The 19,723-nt window shown below is 69.8% G+C and carries 19 protein-coding genes; 14 read left to right on the top strand and 5 right to left on the bottom strand.

The window, feature by feature from the left end:
• The 7 genes from AB0C30_RS19890 to AB0C30_RS19920 all read left to right on the top strand — a co-directional run bounded on the left by AB0C30_RS19890 (nucleotide 1) and on the right by AB0C30_RS19920 (nucleotide 7,421).
• A complete protein-coding gene (locus AB0C30_RS19890; protein ID WP_357945676.1) occupies nucleotides 1–906 on the top strand; it encodes a site-specific tyrosine recombinase XerD in 906 nt (301 codons plus the stop codon).
• A 116-nt stretch (nucleotides 907–1,022) separates the two neighbouring features.
• Nucleotides 1,023–1,964, top strand: a complete 942-nt coding sequence (locus AB0C30_RS19895) for a ParA family protein (RefSeq protein WP_357945679.1) — start codon at nucleotides 1,023–1,025, stop codon at nucleotides 1,962–1,964.
• Nucleotides 1,961–2,773, top strand: a complete 813-nt coding sequence (locus tag AB0C30_RS19900) for a segregation/condensation protein A (protein ID WP_357945681.1) — start codon at nucleotides 1,961–1,963, stop codon at nucleotides 2,771–2,773. The genes AB0C30_RS19895 and AB0C30_RS19900 overlap by 4 nt, the downstream gene beginning before the upstream one ends.
• Nucleotides 2,774–3,140: 367 nt before the next feature.
• Entirely contained in the window at nucleotides 3,141–3,731 is a 591-nt protein-coding gene (gene scpB, locus AB0C30_RS19905) for an SMC-Scp complex subunit ScpB (protein ID WP_263655092.1), read from the top strand.
• Nucleotides 3,728–5,770 (top strand): pseudouridine synthase, encoded by a 2,043-nt coding sequence (locus AB0C30_RS19910; protein ID WP_357945684.1) that lies wholly within the window; start codon nucleotides 3,728–3,730, stop codon nucleotides 5,768–5,770. The genes scpB and AB0C30_RS19910 overlap by 4 nt, the downstream gene beginning before the upstream one ends.
• Before the next feature lie 83 nt (nucleotides 5,771–5,853).
• Nucleotides 5,854–6,213, top strand: coding sequence for a chorismate mutase (gene aroH / locus AB0C30_RS19915; RefSeq protein WP_357639298.1), 360 nt, complete (start codon nucleotides 5,854–5,856; stop codon nucleotides 6,211–6,213).
• A 68-nt stretch (nucleotides 6,214–6,281) separates the two neighbouring features.
• The gene (locus tag AB0C30_RS19920; protein WP_357945687.1) at nucleotides 6,282–7,421 is read left to right on the top strand and encodes a prephenate dehydrogenase; all 1,140 of its coding nucleotides are present in this window, start codon (nucleotides 6,282–6,284) and stop codon (nucleotides 7,419–7,421) included.
• Nucleotides 7,422–8,009: 588 nt separating this feature from the next.
• On the opposite strand, the gene AB0C30_RS19925 is transcribed toward AB0C30_RS19920, so the two are convergent.
• Nucleotides 8,010–9,338, bottom strand: a complete 1,329-nt coding sequence (locus AB0C30_RS19925; protein WP_357945690.1) for an alpha/beta fold hydrolase — start codon at nucleotides 9,336–9,338, stop codon at nucleotides 8,010–8,012.
• Between the two features lie 68 nt (nucleotides 9,339–9,406).
• Here AB0C30_RS19925 and AB0C30_RS19930 point away from each other — a divergent pair, with 68 nt between their 5' ends.
• The 4 genes from AB0C30_RS19930 (at nucleotide 9,407) to der (ending at nucleotide 13,753) form a co-directional block, all read left to right on the top strand.
• Entirely contained in the window at nucleotides 9,407–9,982 is a 576-nt protein-coding gene (locus AB0C30_RS19930; protein ID WP_357945693.1) for a WHG domain-containing protein, read from the top strand.
• Nucleotides 9,983–10,253: 271 nt separating this feature from the next.
• Nucleotides 10,254–11,411 carry an FAD-dependent oxidoreductase gene (locus AB0C30_RS19935; protein WP_357945695.1) on the top strand — a complete coding sequence of 386 codons (1,158 nt, stop codon included), beginning with the start codon at nucleotides 10,254–10,256 and terminating at the stop codon, nucleotides 11,409–11,411.
• A gap of 245 nt (nucleotides 11,412–11,656) precedes the next feature.
• A complete protein-coding gene (gene cmk / locus AB0C30_RS19940; protein ID WP_357945698.1) occupies nucleotides 11,657–12,313 on the top strand; it encodes a (d)CMP kinase in 657 nt (218 codons plus the stop codon).
• A 33-nt stretch (nucleotides 12,314–12,346) separates the two neighbouring features.
• Nucleotides 12,347–13,753, top strand: a complete 1,407-nt coding sequence (gene der / locus AB0C30_RS19945) for a ribosome biogenesis GTPase Der (protein WP_357945701.1) — start codon at nucleotides 12,347–12,349, stop codon at nucleotides 13,751–13,753.
• 48 nt (nucleotides 13,754–13,801) lie between these two features.
• Here der and AB0C30_RS19950 read toward each other — a convergent pair whose 3' ends face one another.
• Entirely contained in the window at nucleotides 13,802–15,055 is a 1,254-nt protein-coding gene (locus tag AB0C30_RS19950) for a transposase (protein ID WP_357945704.1), read from the bottom strand.
• 28 nt (nucleotides 15,056–15,083) lie between these two features.
• On the opposite strand from AB0C30_RS19950, the gene tnpA reads away from it, so the two are divergent.
• A complete protein-coding gene (gene tnpA, locus AB0C30_RS19955; protein WP_357945707.1) occupies nucleotides 15,084–15,500 on the top strand; it encodes an IS200/IS605 family transposase in 417 nt (138 codons plus the stop codon).
• A gap of 292 nt (nucleotides 15,501–15,792) precedes the next feature.
• Nucleotides 15,793–16,242, top strand: coding sequence for a hypothetical protein (locus tag AB0C30_RS19960; RefSeq protein WP_357945710.1), 450 nt, complete (start codon nucleotides 15,793–15,795; stop codon nucleotides 16,240–16,242).
• A gap of 56 nt (nucleotides 16,243–16,298) precedes the next feature.
• Here AB0C30_RS19960 and AB0C30_RS19965 read toward each other — a convergent pair whose 3' ends face one another.
• The 3 genes from AB0C30_RS19965 to AB0C30_RS19975 form a co-directional block, all read right to left on the bottom strand.
• Nucleotides 16,299–16,457: a hypothetical protein gene (locus tag AB0C30_RS19965; RefSeq protein ID WP_357945712.1), complete on the bottom strand. Its 159-nt coding sequence runs from the start codon at nucleotides 16,455–16,457 to the stop codon at nucleotides 16,299–16,301.
• Nucleotides 16,454–17,032 (bottom strand): hypothetical protein, encoded by a 579-nt coding sequence (locus AB0C30_RS19970; RefSeq protein WP_357945713.1) that lies wholly within the window; start codon nucleotides 17,030–17,032, stop codon nucleotides 16,454–16,456. Before AB0C30_RS19970 ends, AB0C30_RS19965 begins: the two co-directional genes overlap by 4 nt.
• 184 nt (nucleotides 17,033–17,216) lie before the next feature.
• Nucleotides 17,217–17,828 (bottom strand): hypothetical protein, encoded by a 612-nt coding sequence (locus AB0C30_RS19975; protein ID WP_357945715.1) that lies wholly within the window; start codon nucleotides 17,826–17,828, stop codon nucleotides 17,217–17,219.
• 336 nt (nucleotides 17,829–18,164) lie between these two features.
• Here AB0C30_RS19975 and aspS point away from each other — a divergent pair, with 336 nt between their 5' ends.
• Nucleotides 18,165–19,445, top strand: a complete 1,281-nt coding sequence (gene aspS, locus AB0C30_RS19980; RefSeq protein ID WP_357945717.1) for an aspartate--tRNA(Asn) ligase — start codon at nucleotides 18,165–18,167, stop codon at nucleotides 19,443–19,445.
• Nucleotides 19,446–19,723 lie beyond the last annotated feature (278 nt).

The following is a 19,723-nucleotide window of genomic DNA, read 5'->3' on the forward strand; positions in this document are numbered from 1 at the left end:
GTGGAGGCAGTGCTCTCCAGCTACCTCGCCCACCTCACGGTGGAGCGGGGCCTGGCTGCCAACACGCTGGCGTCCTACCGCCGTGACCTCGACCGTTACTTCGAGCACCTGCGCTCGCGCGGCCGCGTGTCGCTCGGCGAGGTGGGCGAGGCCGACGTGCTCGACTTCCTCGCCGCGCTGCGGGAAGGCGACTGCGACCACCCCGCCCTCGTGGCCAGCTCGGCCGCGCGGGCGGTGTCGGCCGTCCGCGGCCTGCACCGCTTCGCGCTGCGCGAGGGCGTCACGGCCCACGACCCGGCGCACCAGGTGCGTCCGCCGCGGCAGCTCCGCAGGCTGCCCAAGGCGATCACCGTCGACGAGGTCGAGCGGCTCATCGCCGCCTCCGGCCCCGACGGCGCGCCGCTGACCCTCCGCAACCGCGCCCTGCTGGAGGTCCTGTACGGCACGGGCGCCCGCATCTCCGAAGCCGTCGGCCTGGCCGTGGACGACCTGGAGGCCGAGCAGGTACGGCTGCGCGGCAAGGGCAGCCGTACCCGCGTCGTCCCCCTGGGCCGCTACGCCCGCTCCGCGCTCGACGCCTATCTCGTCAGGGCCCGCCCCGGCCTCGTGGCCCACGGCCGGGGCACGCCCGCCGCCTTCCTCAACGCCAGGGGCGGCCGGCTCACCCGGCAGGGCGCCTGGGAGGTGCTCCAGGCCGCCGCCGAACGGGCCGGACTCGCCGGGATATCTCCGCACGTTCTCCGTCATTCCTTCGCAACCCACCTCCTTGACGGCGGAGCCGACGTTAGGGTGGTCCAGGAGTTGCTCGGCCACGCCTCGGTGACGACCACGCAGGTCTACACCCTGGTCACCGTCGACAAACTCCGCGAGGTGTACGCCGCCGCGCACCCCCGTGCCCGGCAGTGATCTATAGTCATTTGCGACGTGCGGCACTTCGGCGTGCCGCCTTGCCGCGTTAAGTGGTGACGCCATAGTGTCCGTCCGGACGGTCCGGTTCGGGATCGTCAGGGAGGTTCGAGCTGGTGACTGTGAAGACCAACGGTTCGGCCCCGGGGACCCCCGACAACCCCTGGGGAGACACGAAGACCAACACGCCTTCCATAGGCGTGAATCTGGGCCCCACCCGGCGTCCCCGCCCGGTGTTCCCCGAACCTGTCGCGCCCGAGATCCACGGGCCCGCGCGGGTGGTCGCGATGGTCAACCAGAAGGGTGGGGTGGGCAAGACCACCACCACCATCAACCTGGGCGCAGCCCTCGTCGAATACGGCCTCAAGGTGCTGCTCGTCGACTTCGACCCGCAGGGCGCCCTGTCCGTCGGCCTCGGCATCAACCCGCTCCAGCTCGACCTCACGGTCTACAACCTGCTGATGGAGCGCAACGTCACGGCCGAGGATGTGCTGCTGGAGACCGGCGTCGAGGGCCTCGACCTGCTGCCCAGCAACATCGACCTGTCGGCCGCCGAAGTCCAGCTCGTCACCGAGGTGGCCCGCGAGCAGGTGCTCGGCCGCGTGATCAAGCCGCTGCTGCCGCACTACGACGTCTGCCTCATCGACTGCCAGCCGTCGCTCGGCCTGCTCACCATCAACGCGCTGACCTGCGCGCAGGGCGTCATGGTGCCGCTGGAGTGCGAGTTCTTCGCGCTGCGCGGCGTGGCCCTGCTCATGGACACCATCACCAAGGTGCAGGAACGGCTCAACGAGGACCTCGAGATCGAGGGCCTGCTCGCCACCATGTACGACGCGCGCACCCTGCACGGCCGCGAGGTGCTCGCCCGCGTCGTCGAGGCGTTCGGCGACAAGGTCTTCCACACCGTGATCAACCGCACCGTGCGCTTCCCCGACGCCACGGTCGCCGGCGAGCCGATCACCACCTTCGACCCGTCGTCCCTGGGTGCCAACGCTTACCGTGAGCTGGCCCGCGAGGTGCTGTCCCGCTGGCCGGCACCTGCGACAATGGCCAGGTGACGGAGACAGAGCCACAAGGGTTCAGGGTCCACCTGGACGTCTTCGAGGGGCCCTTCGACCTGCTCCTCGGCCTGATCTCCAAGCACAAGCTCGACATCACCGAGATCTCGCTCTCCAAGGTCACCGACGAGTTCATCGCCTACATCCGGGCTCGTGGCCCCGAGTGGGATCTCGACGTGACCAGCCACTTCCTGCTGGTCGCGGCCACGCTCCTCGACCTCAAGGCGGCCCGGCTGCTGCCCTCGGGCGAGGTCGAGGACGAAGAGGACCTGGCTCTGCTGGAGGCCCGCGACCTGCTGTTCGCCCGGCTCCTGCAGTACAAGGCGTACAAAGAGGTGGCGAAGGTCTTCTCCGGCCGCATGGCCGAAGAGGCGCTGCGCTTCCCCCGCACCGCGCCCATGGAGCCGCAGTTCGCCAACCTCCTCCCGCAGCTCATCCTGGGCATCAGCCCGGACGACCTCGCCCGCATCGCCGCCCGCGCCTTCGTCCCCAAGCTGCCGCCTACCGTGAGTGTCGGGCACATCTATCAACCGCTGGCCAGCGTGCGGGAGCAAGCCGCTATTCTGGTTGCTCACCTGCGCCGCATGCGGCGGGCCACCTTCCGGGCCCTGGTGGCCGACTGCGACGGCACCATCGAGGTCATCGCCCGCTTCCTGGCGGTGCTGGAGCTCTTCCGGGAGTCCGCGGTCACTTTCGAACAGGTCGAAGCGCTGGGCGATCTGCACGTGACCTGGACCGGGACGGACGAGGGGGACGTCTCGGTGGGGGACGACTACGAGGAGAGCGCGGAGAAGACGGCTGATGACTGACCGCTTGGACGACACCCCGCCTCGCGAACCCGCTCCTTTGCCCGCTTGGATGACCCTCCCGGGGTCGCTCGCCGCCGCGAGCACGGACGACAGGCCGGGTGTTCCGCCTGCGGTCGACGAGGCGGAGGTCGCGCCGTCCGCGCCGGAGGTGGACGACCGGCTCCAGGGGTCGTCTCACGAGGCCGATGATGCGCCGCAGGACACGACTCCTGAGCTTGATGCGGACGACCGGCTCCTGTCGCCTCAGCTGGACGACCGGCTCGCGGGGCCGTCCGCCGAGCCGGATGTGGTCGAGCCGGATGTGGACGATGAGCTCTGGGACGCGTCCCTCGTACCGACCGGTGCGGAGGTATCCGAGCCGGTCGGCATGGACGACATACCCGATGAACCCGCCGAGAGCGACCCGCAGGGCGGCGGCCCGACGCTCGGGGCGGCGCTTGAAGCCATCCTGATGGTCGTGGACGAGCCCGTCCCCGAAGTGACCCTGGCGCAGGTGCTCGAACGGCCCACCCACGAGGTGAGCACCGCACTCCGGACCTTGGCCGCGGAATACACCCAAGCCGGACGGGGTTTCGATCTGAGAGAAGTGGCAGGCGGTTGGCGGTTCTACACGCGAGCCGACTGCGCCGCGCTGGTCGAGCGGTTCGTCCGCGACGGCCAGCAGACCCGGCTCACCCAGGCCGCGCTGGAAACCCTCGCGGTCGTCGCCTACCGGCAACCGGTGAGCCGCGCACGAGTCGCCGCGGTCCGCGGCGTCAACAGCGACGGCGTCATGCGGACGCTCGTCGCCAGGGGCCTGGTCGAAGAGGCCGGCACCGACCCGGAGAGCCAGGCAGTGCTCTACCGGACAAGTTCATACTTCCTTGAACGCCTGGGACTGAAGGACATCGGCGAGCTCCCCGAGCTCGCGCCCTTCCTCCCCGACGACGTGGAAAACCTCGAGGAGAATACAAAGTGATCAACAGGCGCAGCACCCCGTCCGGTGATGGACGCGGTCGTGGACGCACCGGCGGCGCGAGCCGTGGCGGCCGTCCCGCCTTCCGTTCGGACGACTCGCGCGGCGGCTCCCGCCGTGAGGGGTTCCGTGGCGGTTCCCACCGAGACGATTCCCGCGGCGGACCCCGCCGCGATGACAGTGACCGCGGCTACAGCCGCGACTCCGGAAGCGAGCTGGGCTCCGGCCGCGACTCGCTCCGCGCCGACCGTGGCGGTTCCCGCGCCCGGTACGGCAGGCCCACCTCCGGCGACTCCCGCGACCGCTCCGGCTCGGCGGGCGACCGGGGCGGCTACAACCGTTCCAGCTCAACGGGCGACCGTGGCGGCTACGACCGCTCGTCCCGTGACGACCGTTCATCCCGCGAGCGTACGTACCGTGACGACCGCTCCCCCTCCCGCGACGACGACCGTCCGGCGACCGGCAGCGACCGCGGCGGCTACTCGCAGTCCCGTGGCGACCGGGGCGGCTACTCGCAGTCCCGCGGCGGCTCTTCGTCAACGCGCGGCGGCGACCGCGGTGGATATGGCGCGCAGTCGCGCGGCGACCGTGGCTACGGCGGGTCGTCCCGTGGCGAGCGCGGTGGCTACGGCTCGTCCTCCGGTGGCGAGCGCGGTGGATACCGCTCCGACCGCGGCGGCTCCGGCCCTCGGGAGGGTGGCGGCTACCGTCCCCAGCGCCGAGACGACCGTGGCGGCTTCCAGGGCGCGGGCCGCGACGATCGCGGTGGCTTCCGTTCCCAGCGCCGCGATGACCGCGGCGGTTTCCGTTCCGACCGTAGTGACGATCGGGGTGGCTTCCGCTCCGACCGTCGTGACGACCGTGGCGGTTTCCGTTCCGAGCGTCGTGACGACCGGGGCGGTTACCAGGGTGACCGTCGTGACGATCGGGGCGGATCGCGTCCCGAGCGCACGGAGGATCGTGGCGGCTTCCGGGCCGACCGTGGTGGCCGCAGGGACGGCGGTTCCCGTACCGAGTCCCCGAGGAGCGGCTACAGCCGCGGAGAGTCCCCGCGGACCGGCAGCGGCCGTGGAGAGTCCACTCGTGCCCGCTTCGGGCGGCGTGACGACGCCGGCTCGCGCCGCGACGCCGGCCGCCCGGCCCGTACCCCCAGGCGCGACGATGTTCAGACCATCGGCGGCGGGCGTACGTCCGGCGGACGGGACGGGGCGGCCACCGGTGCGCCGCGCGACCGGTTCAAGACCGCTCGCCAGCCCATGCGGGACCGCAACTTCTTCCCCGACGGCTACACCGACGAGCGCGACACCACCGAGGTGCCCGGCGGCGTACGGCTGCAGAAGGTGCTCGCCCAGGCGGGCGTGGCCAGCCGTCGCGCCTGCGAGGAGATGATCGGCGACGGCCGCGTCACCGTGAACGGGCAGGTCGTACGGAGGTTCGGGGCCAAGGTGGACCCGGCGGCGCAGGTCATCCACGTAGACGGCAAGCGCATCCCGACCGCCCCCGACCTGGTCTACTACGCCCTGAACAAGCCCATCGGCGTCGTGTCCACCATGGACGACCCGCAGGGCCGGCCGTGCCTGGCCGACTATGTGGAGGAGCTCGCGCCGAGGCTGTTCCACGTGGGCAGGCTCGACACCGAGACCGAGGGGCTGCTGCTGCTCACCAACGACGGCGAGTTGGCCAACCGGCTGACTCACCCGAGCTATGGGGTGCAGAAGAAGTACTGGGCGAAGGTCCCGGGCCCGATCCCGCGTGATCTGAGCCGTCGGCTCAAGCAGGGCATCGAGCTGGAAGACGGCCTCGCGAAGATCGACTCCTTCTCGATCGTGCAGGAGCACGGCCAGCAGGCGCTGGTCGAGGTCGTTCTGCACGAAGGCCGCAATCACATCGTCCGGCGGCTGCTCGAAGAGGCGGGTCATCGCGTCATCGACCTGGCCAGGATCGAGTTCGGGCCGGTCAAGCTGGGCCGTACCAAGGCGGGCACCGTCAGGGCGCTGTCCCTGAAGGAGGTCGGCGAGCTTTACGCCGCTGTGAAACTGTAACGCCGAAGCTGTAATCTGGCGGGAACGCAGGAGCCCGTGCGAACCTCCGCACGGGCTTCACCGCTATAGAGGGGTGTAATCACATGGTGCGGGCGATCCGCGGGGCGATCCAGGTGGACGCCAACGACCGTGGGGCGATCATCGAGGCGACCACCGAGCTGGTCAGCGAGATGATGGGGCGCAACAAGCTGACCACCGACGATGTGATCAGCGTGCTGTTCACGGCGTCTCCCGATCTGACGGCGGAGTTCCCGGCGCTGGCGGCGCGGAAGCTGGGCTTCCACGACGTGCCGCTGATCTGCTGCACCGAGATCGACGTGCCGGGCGCGCTGCCCAGGGTCGTACGCCTGATGGCCCACGTGGAGACGGACCGGCCGCGCTCCGACATCCAGCACGTCTATTTGCGCGGCGCCGTCGCGCTCCGCCAGGACATCGCCCAGTAACGACCGGCTCATCCGCTTCCTGTCACCCGACCGAGCAACTCCGACGCCAGATAAATCAGGACATCTACATGGCCTCCGAACTCCGCACCGTGCTGGTAGTCGGCACCGGTCTCATCGGCACCTCCATAGCGCTGGCGCTGCGCGAGCGCGGGCTACGCGTGCTGCTCGCCGACCACGACCAGGGAGCGGTACGGCTGGCCCGGGAGCTCGGTGCGGGCGAGGAGTGGCAGCCGGAAGCCGCTTCGGCCTCGGGTGAGTCCGGCTCGGGTGGGTCCGGCTCGGGTGGGTCCGGGGAGACGATCGATCTCGCGGTGCTCGCGGTGCCGCCCGCGCACGTCGCCGGTGAGCTGCTGGCGCTGCAGCGCAATGGCACGGCCACGTTCTACACCGACGTGGCCAGCGTCAAGGTGGAGCCCATCGAGCGGGCCGCCCAGCTGGGCTGCGACATGTCCACCTACGTCGCCTCCCATCCCCTGGCCGGACGCGAGAAGTCGGGCCCCGGAGCCGCCAGGGCCGAGCTGTTCCTGGGCCGCCCATGGGCGCTGTGCCCCACCTCCGACGCCACGCCGGAGGCCAGAGCGGCCGTGCTGCGGCTGGTGGAGCTCTGCGGCGGCAACCCCGTCGAAGTGGACGCCGCCGAGCACGACCAGGCCGTGGCCGTAGTCTCCCACGCGCCCCACGTCACCGCGTCGGCGGTCGCGGCCCGGCTGGCGGACGCGTCCGACATCGCGCTCGGCCTGGCCGGGCAGGGCGTACGCGACGTCACCAGGATCGCGGGCAGCGACCCGGGCCTCTGGCTCGGCATCCTGTCGGGCAACGCGACGCCGGTGGCCGAGGTGCTGGAGGCCATCTCCCGCGACCTGGCCGAGGCCGCTACGGCGCTCCGCGCGCTGGCCGACGGCGACGGCACGGTCACGCAGGAGCTCACCCAGCTGCTCAAGCGCGGCGTGGCCGGTCACGGCCGCATCCCGGGCAAGCACGGGGGCCCCGCGCCGGCGTACGTGGTGGTCCAGGTCGTCGTCGGCGACCGCCCCGGTCAGCTGGCCAGGCTCTTCCAGATCTGCGACGAGGTCGGGGTCAACGTCGAGGACGTACGCCTGGAGCACGCTCCCGGCCTGCCTCTGGGCATCGCCGAGGTCTCCGTGCAGCCGGACGCGGCGGCCGTCCTCACCAAGGCGCTGCACGAGCGGGGCTGGCAAGTCCCCTAAAGCGGTGATCACAAGGGTTCCCCGGGTGGGTCGTCACACGACCGTCTCGTTCCCTGTGGCCGGCTGATCGAGTCCCACACCTCCGTGCAGTTCCAGCACAGCGTCAGCGACGTCGTCGGCGCGGTGGCTGCGGTGGGTCCGGCAGCAGCTTCGACCGCCCCAACGATGTGAACCCGATTGAGGGCGTCCTCCTTGTCCTTGTCGGAGGGCAAGCTGTATCGGCGGGTGGTCTCCAGGCGGGCGTGGCCAAGGATCTCGGCGACCAAGACCGGTCGGTCTTGCCGCGGACCCGCGTGGTGGCAAGCGTGTGGCGCAGGACGTGTGCCGTGGTGGGATCGTCCAGCCCGGCTGTCTGGGTGATCTCGGCCATGATGCCGCCTGCGGCGCGGGTGCTCAGCCGTCTGCCCTTGCCGTACAGGCGCAGCCGGCTTGCGGGCCCGACATCTGGATGTCGTCGACGTCGAGGTCCTTGAAGCGGAGAGGCTGCGTCTGAGCCTGCGTCCACCGGACGACAGGCGGGCCGGGCCGGCCGCCTGCCTGCCATGGACCCGCATCACCGAGTGTGAGGCCACCCTGCGGGTGCGGACTTCACTTGTGGTCGCGGAGGAAGGCGGAGATGTCGGGGCGGGCCGGGTGGTTCCGCAGGGGCGGCGGCTGGCTCTGGAGGAACGCCGTGATGACGGCGGCGGCGCGTTCGTTGTTGTCGTTGAGGCCGTTCCACATGTGGTGTCCGACACCGGGCATGTACTGGGTTCGCTCGATGGCGGGGTCGGCGGCAAGGATGGCGGTAGCCCATTGGCGTACCTGTGACGAGCATTCGGCGATCATCAGCATCGCGGGGGTGCGGGAGCGTTTCAGCTCGGAGGCGATGGAGGGTGAGTCCTTGATCGTCTGCATGATGCGGAGGCTCGCGGCGGCGCTGAAGGAGAAGTTCTCCGCGGTGTCCTCGGCAGGGATGCGGCCGGCGTCCTGCGCGCAGTAGGCGGAGGCGGTGTCGCTGCCGAGATCGGCGGCCGTGAAGGCGTTGACGCCTTCGGCCTGCGTGATCAGGCCGGTGTCGGGCGGGAGGAGCCCGAGTTGGATGAGGCCGAGCGCGACGGCGTACCGGGGGACGCGCGTCGCCCGGGGTCCGGCCGTGGCCGGAGCGAGGCCGCGCGCGGACGGTCGTCCCTGTTGCCCGCTGATCAGCGTGGTGGGGCCGTCCATGGGGCCGGGCTCGGCGATGATCGCCCGGTGCACGTGGACGGCGACGTCCGCGGTGGCCAGGGCCCGGGTGAGCACGACCGCGCCGGCGGAGAATCCGAGGACGTCGACCGGGCCCTTGTCCAGGCGATCGATGAAGGCGGCGAGGTCACGTACGGACCTGGAGATCGTGTACTGCTCCATGGGCAGCAGGTCGCTCCGTCCGCCGCCGGGCTGCTCGTAGGCGTACACGTCGTAGCCCTGTCCGGCCAGGCTTCGAAGGAATCGGTGGTCGAGCACGGAGATGTTGCGGACGGGCCCTCCGTGGAGGTACACGAGCGGCGTGGGGTGCCGGGGGACGTCGGCGACGGGGGGATAGTGGTAGACGGCGACCCGGCTGCCCGTGCTCAGGCTCCAGTGTCTCGTCGCGACGAATGACAGGTCGGGCGGGTACTGCCGGGTCGTGGGGGCGGTGGGGATGCAGACCGACGCCGTGAGGGCGGCGGCGACGATCACTGGTGCGAAGGGCCGCAGCCGACCCGGCCAGGTACGGCCGCGGCCTCGCCACAGTGCGGCGATGACTCCGGCGCCAAAGGCGGTCAGCCAGGCGGCGAGCCCCGCGCGGGCGCCATCCGTCAGAACGATGAGGGCGAGGAACAGCCCGGCCAGCCCGACGACGGCGAGCACGGCGAGGATCAGGCGGCCGATGAGGCGGAGGGGGACGGTTAGAGGCATCGACGGTTTCCAAACGTTGTTCCGGAACGGCGTTTGGAAACGCTACCAGCTCGGCTAGGCTGGTCGTCGTGGGAAGACCGAGAACCAACGACGACACCGTGAAGGAGCGCCTCATCGAGTCCGCGACCCAGATGTTCGCGACCCGTCCACGGGAATCGATCACCATCCGCGCCCTGGCCGCTGCCGCCGGGACCGCGACCGCCGCCGTCTACTCGCTGTTCGACGGCAAGGACGGGCTGATCGCCGAAGTGCGCGGCAGAGCGGTCGCCGGGCTGTCCCAGGACCTGTCGGCGGTGGCGGTCTCCGATGACCCCCTCGCCGACCTCTACGCGCTCGCGGTCGCCTACCGGCGGTGGGGACTCGAGCACCGCCATCTCTACACGGTGTTGTTCGGCGGTGTGCAGAGCTTCGACCCATCCGGTGACGTGGGGGTCGGCGATCCCGTCAGGCCGCTCATCGAGGCGATAGATCGCGCCCTGTCGGCCTCCGCGCTCTCGGGCGACGCGACCTCCATCGCGCTCTCACTCTGGGTGACCCTGCACGGGCTGGTGACTCTCGAATTGGCCGGGGCCCTCGACACCGCCACGGCCGAGACCACGTTCCGCTCGACGATCCCCGCCGCGCTACGTGGCTGGACGGCTTGACTTCGCAGCATCCCCAGGCGGGTCATCCACCAAAGACGACGAGAACCAGTAGGCCCGTGCGCCACCCGTGTTGCATCGGACACAGCGCTCGGGCCCGCTCCTGAGCGAGTCGTCCGGGATACTCGCGCGGACCGGACAGTCCGTCGGGGCGGAGATCCCTGGGGGTACACCGCCTTTGGGGGTGTGGAAGAACGGCGCCGGTGTCACATCCCTGGCGGCTCGCTCCGTCTTCAGTGCGGAATCCCATCGGAGTTCGCAAGGAGCCAGGGACATGACGAACATTCTGATTCTGGGCGCCGGCTACACAGGCATCGCGGCCGCGATCAGGGCCGCCACCCGGACGCGCCGCCACGGCGGCAAGGTGACGCTGGTCAGCGCCTCACCACGGTTCACGGAGCGGCTGCGGCTGCACCAGACCGCCGCGGGCGAACGGCTGCCGGACCACGCGGTCGCCGACATCATCGCCGGCACGGGCATCGACCTCGTCCTGGGTCGTGTGAGCGCCCTCGACCCCGAACGGCACGAGGTCACCGTCAACGGCGCGGACACCCGGCGCGTGATCGCGTACGACAAGCTGATCTACGCCCTCGGCACCGTCACCGACGCCTCGACCCCCGGCGTGGCCGAGCACGCCTACGTCTATGACGACCACGACCAGGCCGTACAGCTCGCGCGACGGCTCAGTGAGCTCGACCAGGGGACGGTCGTCGTGGCCGGTGGCGGTCTGACCGGCGTCGAGTCGGCCACCGAGCTCGCCGAAGCGCACCCCAGCCTGCGCGTCGTCCTGCTCAGCCGGGGCCGTCCTGGCTCGATGATGGGTGAGAAGGCCCGCGCCTACGTCGAGCGGGCGATGGACCGGCTCGGCATCCAGGTACGCGACGGTGCCGAGGCCACCAAGGTGCTGCCGGACGCCGTCGAGCTGGCCGGGGGCGAGCTGGTCCACTCCGACGCGACGCTCTGGACCGCCGGCACCAGGGGCCTGCCTCTGGCCGCCGAGGCGGGGCTGACGGTGGACGGGCGGGGCAGGATCGTGGTCGACGCCGCGCTCCGCTCGGTGTCGCACCCGGACGTCTACGCGGTGGGCGACGCCGCCGCGGTGCGCCAGCCGTACGGCGTCATGCACGGGACCTGCCAGGGCGGCATCCCGACGGGCCTGCACGCGGCCGACGCGCTCGCCGACGGGCTGCGCGGCCGTCCGGTGAAGGCGTTCCGGTTCGGGTACGTTCATCAGCCCCTCAGCTTGGGGCGCCGGGACGCCGTCATCCAGTTCACCCACCCCGACGACACGCCGCGCAGGGCGTACCTGAAGGGGAGGTGGGCCATCGTCTACAAGGAGACGGTGAGCGGCAGCCCGTTGCCCACCTACCGCTTGCTCAAGCACGGGTTGGTGCCGGTCGGCCTGTTCCGGCTGACGGCCGGCCTCAAGTGATGGCGGGTGGCGTGTGTCAGGGCTTGACGAGCGCCTGATCGACCGCGTTGGAACGGTATCCGGCCAAGTGCGCGGTATGGGGACCGTGGTCGGCGGATGGTCGAGCGCGGTATGGGGACTGTGGTCGGGCAGGAGGTCGCGGCGGACGCCGGATTGTCCAGCTGGGCGTAGGGCATGCGTGCGAGGCGGTAGCCTCTTCAGGTTGGAGAAAACGTGCGGTGGGGAAACGTGAAGAGGGAGAGGCCGTGACCGGTCTGGTCGTCGCCATGGACGGTCCCGCGGGGTCGGGCAAGTCGAGCGTGTCGCGTGGAGTCGCTCGCGCACTCGGGCTGCGCTACCTGGACACCGGGGCGATGTACCGGGCGATGACCTGGTGGATGCTCCAGCAGGGCGTCGACCTGGCCGATCCCGCCGCTGTCGCGGCCCGCGCGGGCGAGCCCGAGATCGTCTGCGGCACCGACCCCGACGGTCCGTCCATCCACGTCGGCGGTGTCGACGTGGCCGGGCCGATCCGGGAGGCCGAGGTCACCGGGGCGGTCTCCGTCGTGGCGGCGGTGCCCGAGGTGCGCGCGCGTCTCGTGCACCTGCAGCGGGAGATCATCGGCGTCGGCGACATCGTGGTCGAGGGCCGCGACATCGGCAGCGTGGTCGCCCCCGACGCGACCGTCAAGGTCTATCTGACGGCCAGCGCCGAGGCCCGTGCCCTGCGCCGTACGGCGGAGCTGAGCGGCACCACGGTGGAGGCGCAGCAGGCCGCGATGGCCAAGCGTGACACCCTCGACTCCACTCGCAAGACGGATCCACTCTCGATGGCGGATGGCGCCGTCGAGCTCGACACCACGCCGCTGACCCTCGAAGAGGTCATCGGCGAGGTGCTGAGTCTGATCAAGGAGCGCACCTGACAAGGGTGCGGTACTCACAAAGGATGAAAAATCGTGTCAACGGGGGATTGGGTCGAGGCTGAACTCGACGATCTCGCAGTATCCGACGACGTCGCCGACAGCGGCCCGGTGCCGGTCGTGGCCATCGTCGGTCGCCCGAACGTAGGCAAGTCCACGCTGGTCAACCGCATCATCGGCCGCCGCGAGGCGGTCGTCGAAGACGTGCCGGGCGTCACCCGTGACCGCGTCACCTACGACGCCAACTGGCGCGGGCGCCGCTTCACGGTCGTCGACACCGGCGGCTGGGACCCCGAGGCCACCGGGATGAACCTGCGCATCGCCGACCAGGCGCGGGTAGCGGTCGAGCTGGCCGACGTGATCGTGTTCGTCGTCGACGCCACCGTGGGCGCGACCGACGCCGACGAGACGGTCGGCTCGGTGCTCCGCCAGTCGGGCAAGCCGGTCATCCTGGCCGCCAACAAGGTCGACAACCAGCAGGTGGAGCTGGAGGCCGCCGCGCTCTGGGCGCTCGGCCTCGGCGAGCCGCAGCCGGTCTCGGCCCTGCACGGCCGCTCCAGCGGCGACCTGCTCGACGTGATCCTCGACGCGCTGCCGGAGACGCCGGAGCTGCGGTTCGACGCCGAGCGCGGCCCCTACCGGGTGGCGCTGCTCGGCAAGCCCAACGTCGGTAAGTCCTCGCTGCTCAACAAGCTGGCGGGGGAGGAGCGGGTGCTGGTCGACCCGATGGCGGGCACCACCCGCGACCCGGTCGACGAGCTGATCGAGCTGGGCGGCAAGACCTGGCGCTTCGTCGACACCGCCGGCATCAGGCGGCGCGACCGCGAGCTGCAGGGCGCCGACTTCTACGCCGCCATGCGCACCCGAGCCGCCCTCGAACGCTCCGAGGTGGCGATCGTCCTCATCGACGCCAGTGAGGTGCTCACTGAGCAGGACCTGCGGATCATCGGCCTGGTGATCGAGTCGGGCCGGGCGATGGTCGTCGCGTTCAACAAGTGGGACCTGGTCGACGAGGACCGCCGCTACTACCTGGAGAGGGAGATCGACCGGCAGCTCGTCCGCACACCGTGGGCGCTGCGGGTCAACATCTCCGCCAAGACCGGACGCCACATGGACCGGCTCGTCCCGGCGCTGGAGAAGGCGCTCGGATCGTGGTCGACGCGGGTGCCGACGGCCAGGCTCAACGCGTTCCTGACCGAGCTGGTGCACCAGACGCCGCCGCCGGTGCGGGGTGGCAAGCAGCCGAAGATCCTCTTCGCCACGCAGGCGTCTGTGGAGCCGCCCAAGTTCGTGCTGTTCACCTCGGGCTGGCTGGAGGACACCTACCGGCGCTTCATCGAGCGCCGGATCCGCGAGGAGTTCGGCTTCGCCGGGTCGCCGATCGACGTGTCGATGAAGATCCGGGAGAAGCGGAAGAGCGGCGGCCAGCCCGCCAAGAATTGACGCGCTCCCCGGCTTGAACGTCGGGGATTCAGCCTGCGCCGCGTGACCTCACGCGGCACTTCTGTGGCTTCCTGTTTCATCGACCGTGCCCCTCCGCTCGCCGCGAGAAGCGGGCGGAGGGGTCTTACCAGTCTCCGCAGGCGTTTTCCGTCTCCGCTTCCCGCCCATCTCAGGCACGGGTTTCCGTCCAGCGGCGACGATCCGGCGCCCTTCGGCGCGGATGTTGATCTCGGCGTTGACATCCCGGTCATGGGTGACCCCGCAGGCGCAGGTCCACTCCCGCACCGTCAGCGGCATCGCCTCGGCTATCGCCCCGCAGGCCGAGCACAGCTTGGTGGAGGGGAAGTACCTGCCGATCTTCACGAATGTCCGGTGATACAGCTTCGCCTTGTACTCCAGCATTCCGACGAACTGCGCCCAGCCCGCGTCGTGCACGCTCTTGGCCAGCTTGGTGCGCGCCAGTCCCTTGACCGCCAGATCCTCCACATAGATCGCTTGGTTTTCGCGGATCAGCTTCGTGGAGAGCTGGTGGTGGAACTCGCGGCGCGCGTCGGCGACCTTGACATGCTGCCGGGCGACTTTCCTGCGGGCCTTGGCCCGGTTGGCGCTGCCTTTCTCCTTACCCGACAGGGCTTTGTGCGCCCGCTTGAGGTTCTTCTCCGCCCGGCGCAGGAACCGCGGGCTGTCGATCTTCCGTCCGCCCGACAGCACCGCGAAATGCTTCAAGCCCACATCGATCCCGGTCTCGGCCTCGGTCGCGGGCAACGGGGTCTGGGCGGCATCGACCACGAACGAGGCGAAATATCTTCCGGCGGCATCCTTGATCACGGTGACCGAGGAGGGCTCGGACGGCAAGCACCGCGACCAGCGCACCGTCACCTCGCCGATCTTCGGCAGTCGCAGCCTGCCGACCGCGGTGATGACGAAACGGGCGTTGCGGGTGAACCGGATCGCCTGCCGGGCATCCTTGCGCGACCGGAAACGCGGCGGCCCCAGCTTGGGCCCCTTGCGGGTCCCGGCCAGACAGGCGAAGAAGTTCCGGAACGCCGCGCAGGCGTCGGCCAGTGCCTGCTGCAGCACCACCGCCGACACCTCGCCCAGCCACGCCCGATCCGGCCGCTTCTTCGCCTCGGTGATCACCAGGCGGGACAGTTCCGCGTCGGTGATGAACGGCAGCCCCTGCTCGTGGGTGTGATTGCGCAGTGCGACCGCGTCGTTGAAAACCACCCGGGCGCACCCGAACGCCCGTGCGAGCGCGATGCGCTGGCCCGGGGTCGGGTCGATCCGGAAGGAGTACCGCAACTGTACGCGATCATCCTACAGTTGGGTTATGGCCGAGAACAGCGATATCAGGACCGGCAGGCATTGCGTTTTCGTCCTCCATGCCCACTTGGTTTTCGTCACGAAGTTCCGGCATCGGGTGTTCGCCGGGACCCACCTGACCCGGCTGGAGGAGATCATGCGATCCGTGTGCGTCGACTTCGAAACCGAGCTACGCGAGTTCAACGGCGAGGACAATCACGTCCACCTGCTGGTCGGCTTCCCTCCCAAGGTGGCGTTGTCCAAGCTGGTCAACAGCCTCAAGGGCGTGTCCTCGCGCCGGATGCGTCAGGAGTTTCCCGACCTGGCCCGCCATTACTATCGGGCGAACAAGCTGTGGTCGGGCTCCTACTTCGCCGGATCGGTGGGCGGCGCTCCGATCAGTGTCCTGCGCCAGTACATCGAGCAGCAAAACCGGCCCATCTGAGCTGGGTGGACGCCGTTTCGCCTGGCGGCGAATCGGCTGTTCCCGCCCCGCTATGCGGGCTGGTCGGCTTCATCCTCGACCTGAAGCCGGAGCACTGCCGACGATTCAGGTAGCGGCTCATGGCCGTGGTCCAGCACTTCAAGAGCGTCCTGACCGACGGGCGGCCCTCGTACGAGCATGGGCTGGAGACGAGCCGCCCCCGCGTCCGACGATCACAGGGGCCGGATAGGGGTTATCCGGCGCACGCTCGCCGAGCACACTCGGGGCAACCTGTCCCCCTGAGGAGGCCGACATGCGTAGAGCCCTGGTCGGGTGCGCCGTCGCACAGATCGTCGTGGTGATCCTGCAGTTCTACCTGGCCACGTTCGGCGCGTTCCAGATGCCGCGCCCCACAGGCTCGGAGGCCGCGGCGATCGGCCTGCACGCCGGGAACGGCCTGTTCGTCATCCCGGCCGTCTCCGTGGTGGCCACCGTCGTCGCGGCGCTGGCGAAGGTGCCCGGCAAGCTGGTCGCGCTGTGCGCCGCTCCCCTGGTGCTCACCGCGGTCCAGATGCTGGTCGTCTTCCCGCTGGCCGGCCTCGCGGGCGCGACCGCGGACGACACGCCGTTGGCCAGCCTGTTCGTGTACGGTCTGCACGCACTCGTGGGGCTGGGCCAGCTCTGGGCGGTGATCGCTGCCTACCGTGCCGTACGCAGGCACACCAAGGCACCCGTGGAAGAATCCCAGCCTCAGCCGGTCTGACCGAACCCACGCCCAAGCCCGGCCTGAAGAGAACCGGACCGTGACCTGGACCGGGGCTACACCTCTGCGAGGACGTAGAGCAGAGCGTTCATGCTGGTTCCGCTGACGATGTCGCGCTTGTCGATCAGGCGGCGGATGTCCGTCAGGGGGCCCCAGAAGGGAGTGTCGGCCCGCTGCCTGGCCCGAGCAAAGGGGTTTCTCGTTCTGGGGGTCATGAAAGTCTTCGTGGGGTCATGGTGGCGATGTGGGCGCCGTAGGCGAGTACGCAGGCTGCTTGGACCACGTGGATGGTCTTGGACGCCGTGGCGGGGCGGATGAGGGTTCCACAGGTGCAGGTGATGTTGCCGGTCTCGCGGTCCATGGCATCGGGTGCGTGGAGGAAAGTGGTGCCGTCTGGGATGACGGTGAGGGCGTGCTGCGGGCAGAGGTTGGCGCCGCTGAGGTGCCCTCTCTGGAGCATGCTCCAGCCGGGCTCCAGTTCTCCGGTCTCGTACGTCGCAATGGTGTCGTACGAGTTGGGGCAGCCGGTGGCGACGCAGCGGCGGATGCCGGGCGAGGCGATGGTGATCTTGGCCAGGGTGGCGTTGATCGCGGTGGTGCGGTACTGGGGAGGGTTGGAGCCGTCGGCGCGGAGGATCTGGCCGGCCAGCCAGATGTCGCCAGGCGGGTAGTCGCTGGGGCCGGCATCGCGGAGGCACATGGCTAGGGGGCGGGCGCGCTGTGGGGAGGCGCCGGCGGGGATGTAGACGAGACGGCCGGGCTGGAGGTCGTCGAGGGTGGGTGTGGTCATGCGTCAGCCGATCGCGGATGAAGGAAGCTCGGGGTCGATCCTTGATCACAGCAGCGCTAGTTCCTGAAGCTGCATTCCCGAAGCCCGCTGAACTACCTCTTTCTGCCCTAGGTCCCGCCCTGGGATACTCCCAGAGGTTGATCGGCCCTTCGGGAATGGCGGAGTGGGGATGGCCTCTTACGCACTACGTCGGTTCGTAGCCTGGCTGGCACGCAACGCGGATGGAGCGATCGCACTGGGCCTCGCCATCGTTGTTGGAGTTATTGGCGTACTCCCCGATGAGGTGCTCCCTTCGGGGACGACGGACGGGCTCATTCAGAATGTCACGCTTGTCCTTCTTGCCCTCATCGGGACCACATTGCTGCGAGATCGGTTTCGTGCGGAGCAGCAGTTCGCAGACCTCGAGAGACTCATCACGCGAGCCAACCCGCGGGGTCGCGCCCTGGGCGATGCCGATGACGAGAGTCTCGAGACCCAGTTCGCGGATCTGGCCCGCCGCTTGGAAGGCACCTTCGACGAACTGGCTGAGCTTGAGGCCGCGATGAAAGCCCGTGCGGCCGTTGCCCGAAGACTTGCGGCCGAAGCGGAAACCAACAGGCGTGAAGCCGATTCGAGCCGTGAAATCGCGGCGCGACGTAAAGAAGAGGCCGATGCCTTCGACGTCCTCCTCGCCAGGCAGGTCGACGCCGTGGCTCAACGCGTCGAGAAGCGAGGTCAAGGCACTCAACGTCGATACATGCTGTACGGCGTCATTCTCGGAGCCGCAGCCGCCGTACTGCTTGACGCGACCAAGCACTATTGGGCGTTCTGGATGTAGGCGCGCCTGCGTGGACGGGTCCTAATCAGGTTGCCGACGTCCGCCGGCGCTGGCTACGATCTCCGGCAACACGTAGACGGAGACGAGTAACCGAAGGCCCGCGCGGGCTGAGAGAGCCGCCGGCAGCTGTGAAGGCGGCCTCGCGCCCCTTCGGTGAAGACACTCCCGAGTGCGGGGAGGAAATGCCTCGCCGGTCTGACCCCCGTCATCGGGTCGTGGAGGCCGCCCTTTCGTGGGCGGCGAAAGTGCGGTGGCACCGGGAGTTCCCTTCTCCCCCGCACTCCCAAGGGATCATGCAACTCGTGAGGAGCTGTGATGATCTCTCGTGTCCTGTCGGCGGAGCTCGCTGAGCACGCCGGACAACGAGTGACGATCGCCGGTTGGGTACATCGCCGCCGGCGGCTGAAATCCGTGTCCTTCCTGGTCGTCAGGGACCGCAGCGGGCTCGCCCAGGTGGTGGCGCCCGGCGTGGCCCCGGATGAGGAGCCCGGAGCGGTGCCGGGGGAGGAGACGGTCGTCCGGGTGACGGGCGTCGTGACCGCGAACCCGCAGGCGCCGGGCGGCGCCGAGCTCACTGAGCCGGAGATCGAGGTACTGGCCGAGCCCACCGAGGCGCCGCCGTTCGACCTCTACCGGCCGGTCGTGCCCGCCGCGCTGCCCACGATCCTCGACCACGCGCCGGTCGCGCTGCGCCATCCGCGGCTCAGGGCGCCGCTGGAGATCTCGGCGGCGAGCGTGGCCGGGTTCCGCCGGACGCTGGACCGGCTAGGGTTCACCGAGATCCACACGCCCAAGATCGTCGCCTCGGCCACCGAATCGGGCGCGAACGTCTTCGGCATCGACTACTTCGGCCGCCCCGCCTACCTGGCGCAGTCGCCGCAGTTCTACAAGCAGGCGATGGTCGGTGTGTTCGAGCGGGTCTACGAGGTGGGGCCGGTCTTCCGGGCCGAGCCCCACGACACGGTCCGCCACCTGGCCCAGTACACCAGCCTGGACGCCGAGCTGGGCTTCGTGCGCGACCACCGCGACGTGATGGCGGTGCTGCGCGAGGCGGTGGCGGGCATGGTGGAGGCGGTACGGGGGCAGCCGGCGGTCGACCTGCTCGACGTGACGCTGCCGGAGGTGCCCGCCGAGATCCCGGCGATCCACTTCACCGAGGCGCAGCGCCTCACTGAGGAGTTCGAGCCGGACCTGTCACCGAACCAGGAGCGGTGGCTGTCGGAGTGGGCGGTGCGGGAGCATGGGTCGGAGTTCCTGTTCGTCACGGGGTATCCGATGGCCAAGCGGCCGTTCTACACCCATCCGGACCCGCTGCGTGAGGGGTACTCGAACGGGTTCGACCTGCTTTTCCGGGGGTTGGAGCTGGTGACGGGCGGGCAGCGGCTGCACAGGCATCAGGACTACCTCGACGCGCTCGCCGCGCGTGGTGAGGATGTCGGGCCGTATGAGGGGTATGTGCAGGCGTTCGCGCACGGCATGCCGCCGCACGGGGGGTTCGCGCTGGGGCTCGAGCGCTGGACCGCGCGCCTGGTCGGCGCCGCGAACATCCGCCAAGCCACGTTGTTCCCCCGCGACCTGCATCGCCTCTCGCCGTAGAGCGCACTTATCTCTCTTCGTAGAAAAGCGCCATATTTACGGCAAGCCCGGTGAGCCCCACCCGCCATACGTGTCCGGGCCCTCTCCAGGGGCACGCTCCTCCGGTGGGCGGGGCTGGGCGCCGTGACGTGCGCATGGTCGGCCATGGCTTCCGTATGGTCGGCCACGGCGTCCATGTGGTCGGACAGCCACTCCATGGTCAGCCCCGAAGATCAAGTGGGTCCTCGGGGCTGACGTGAGGCCAGGAAGGGCTTCATCGGGCGCGGGGACAGGAACGA

This window comes from Nonomuraea sp. NPDC048901, assembly GCF_040649695.1.
Lineage (GTDB): Bacteria > Actinomycetota > Actinomycetes > Streptosporangiales > Streptosporangiaceae > Nonomuraea.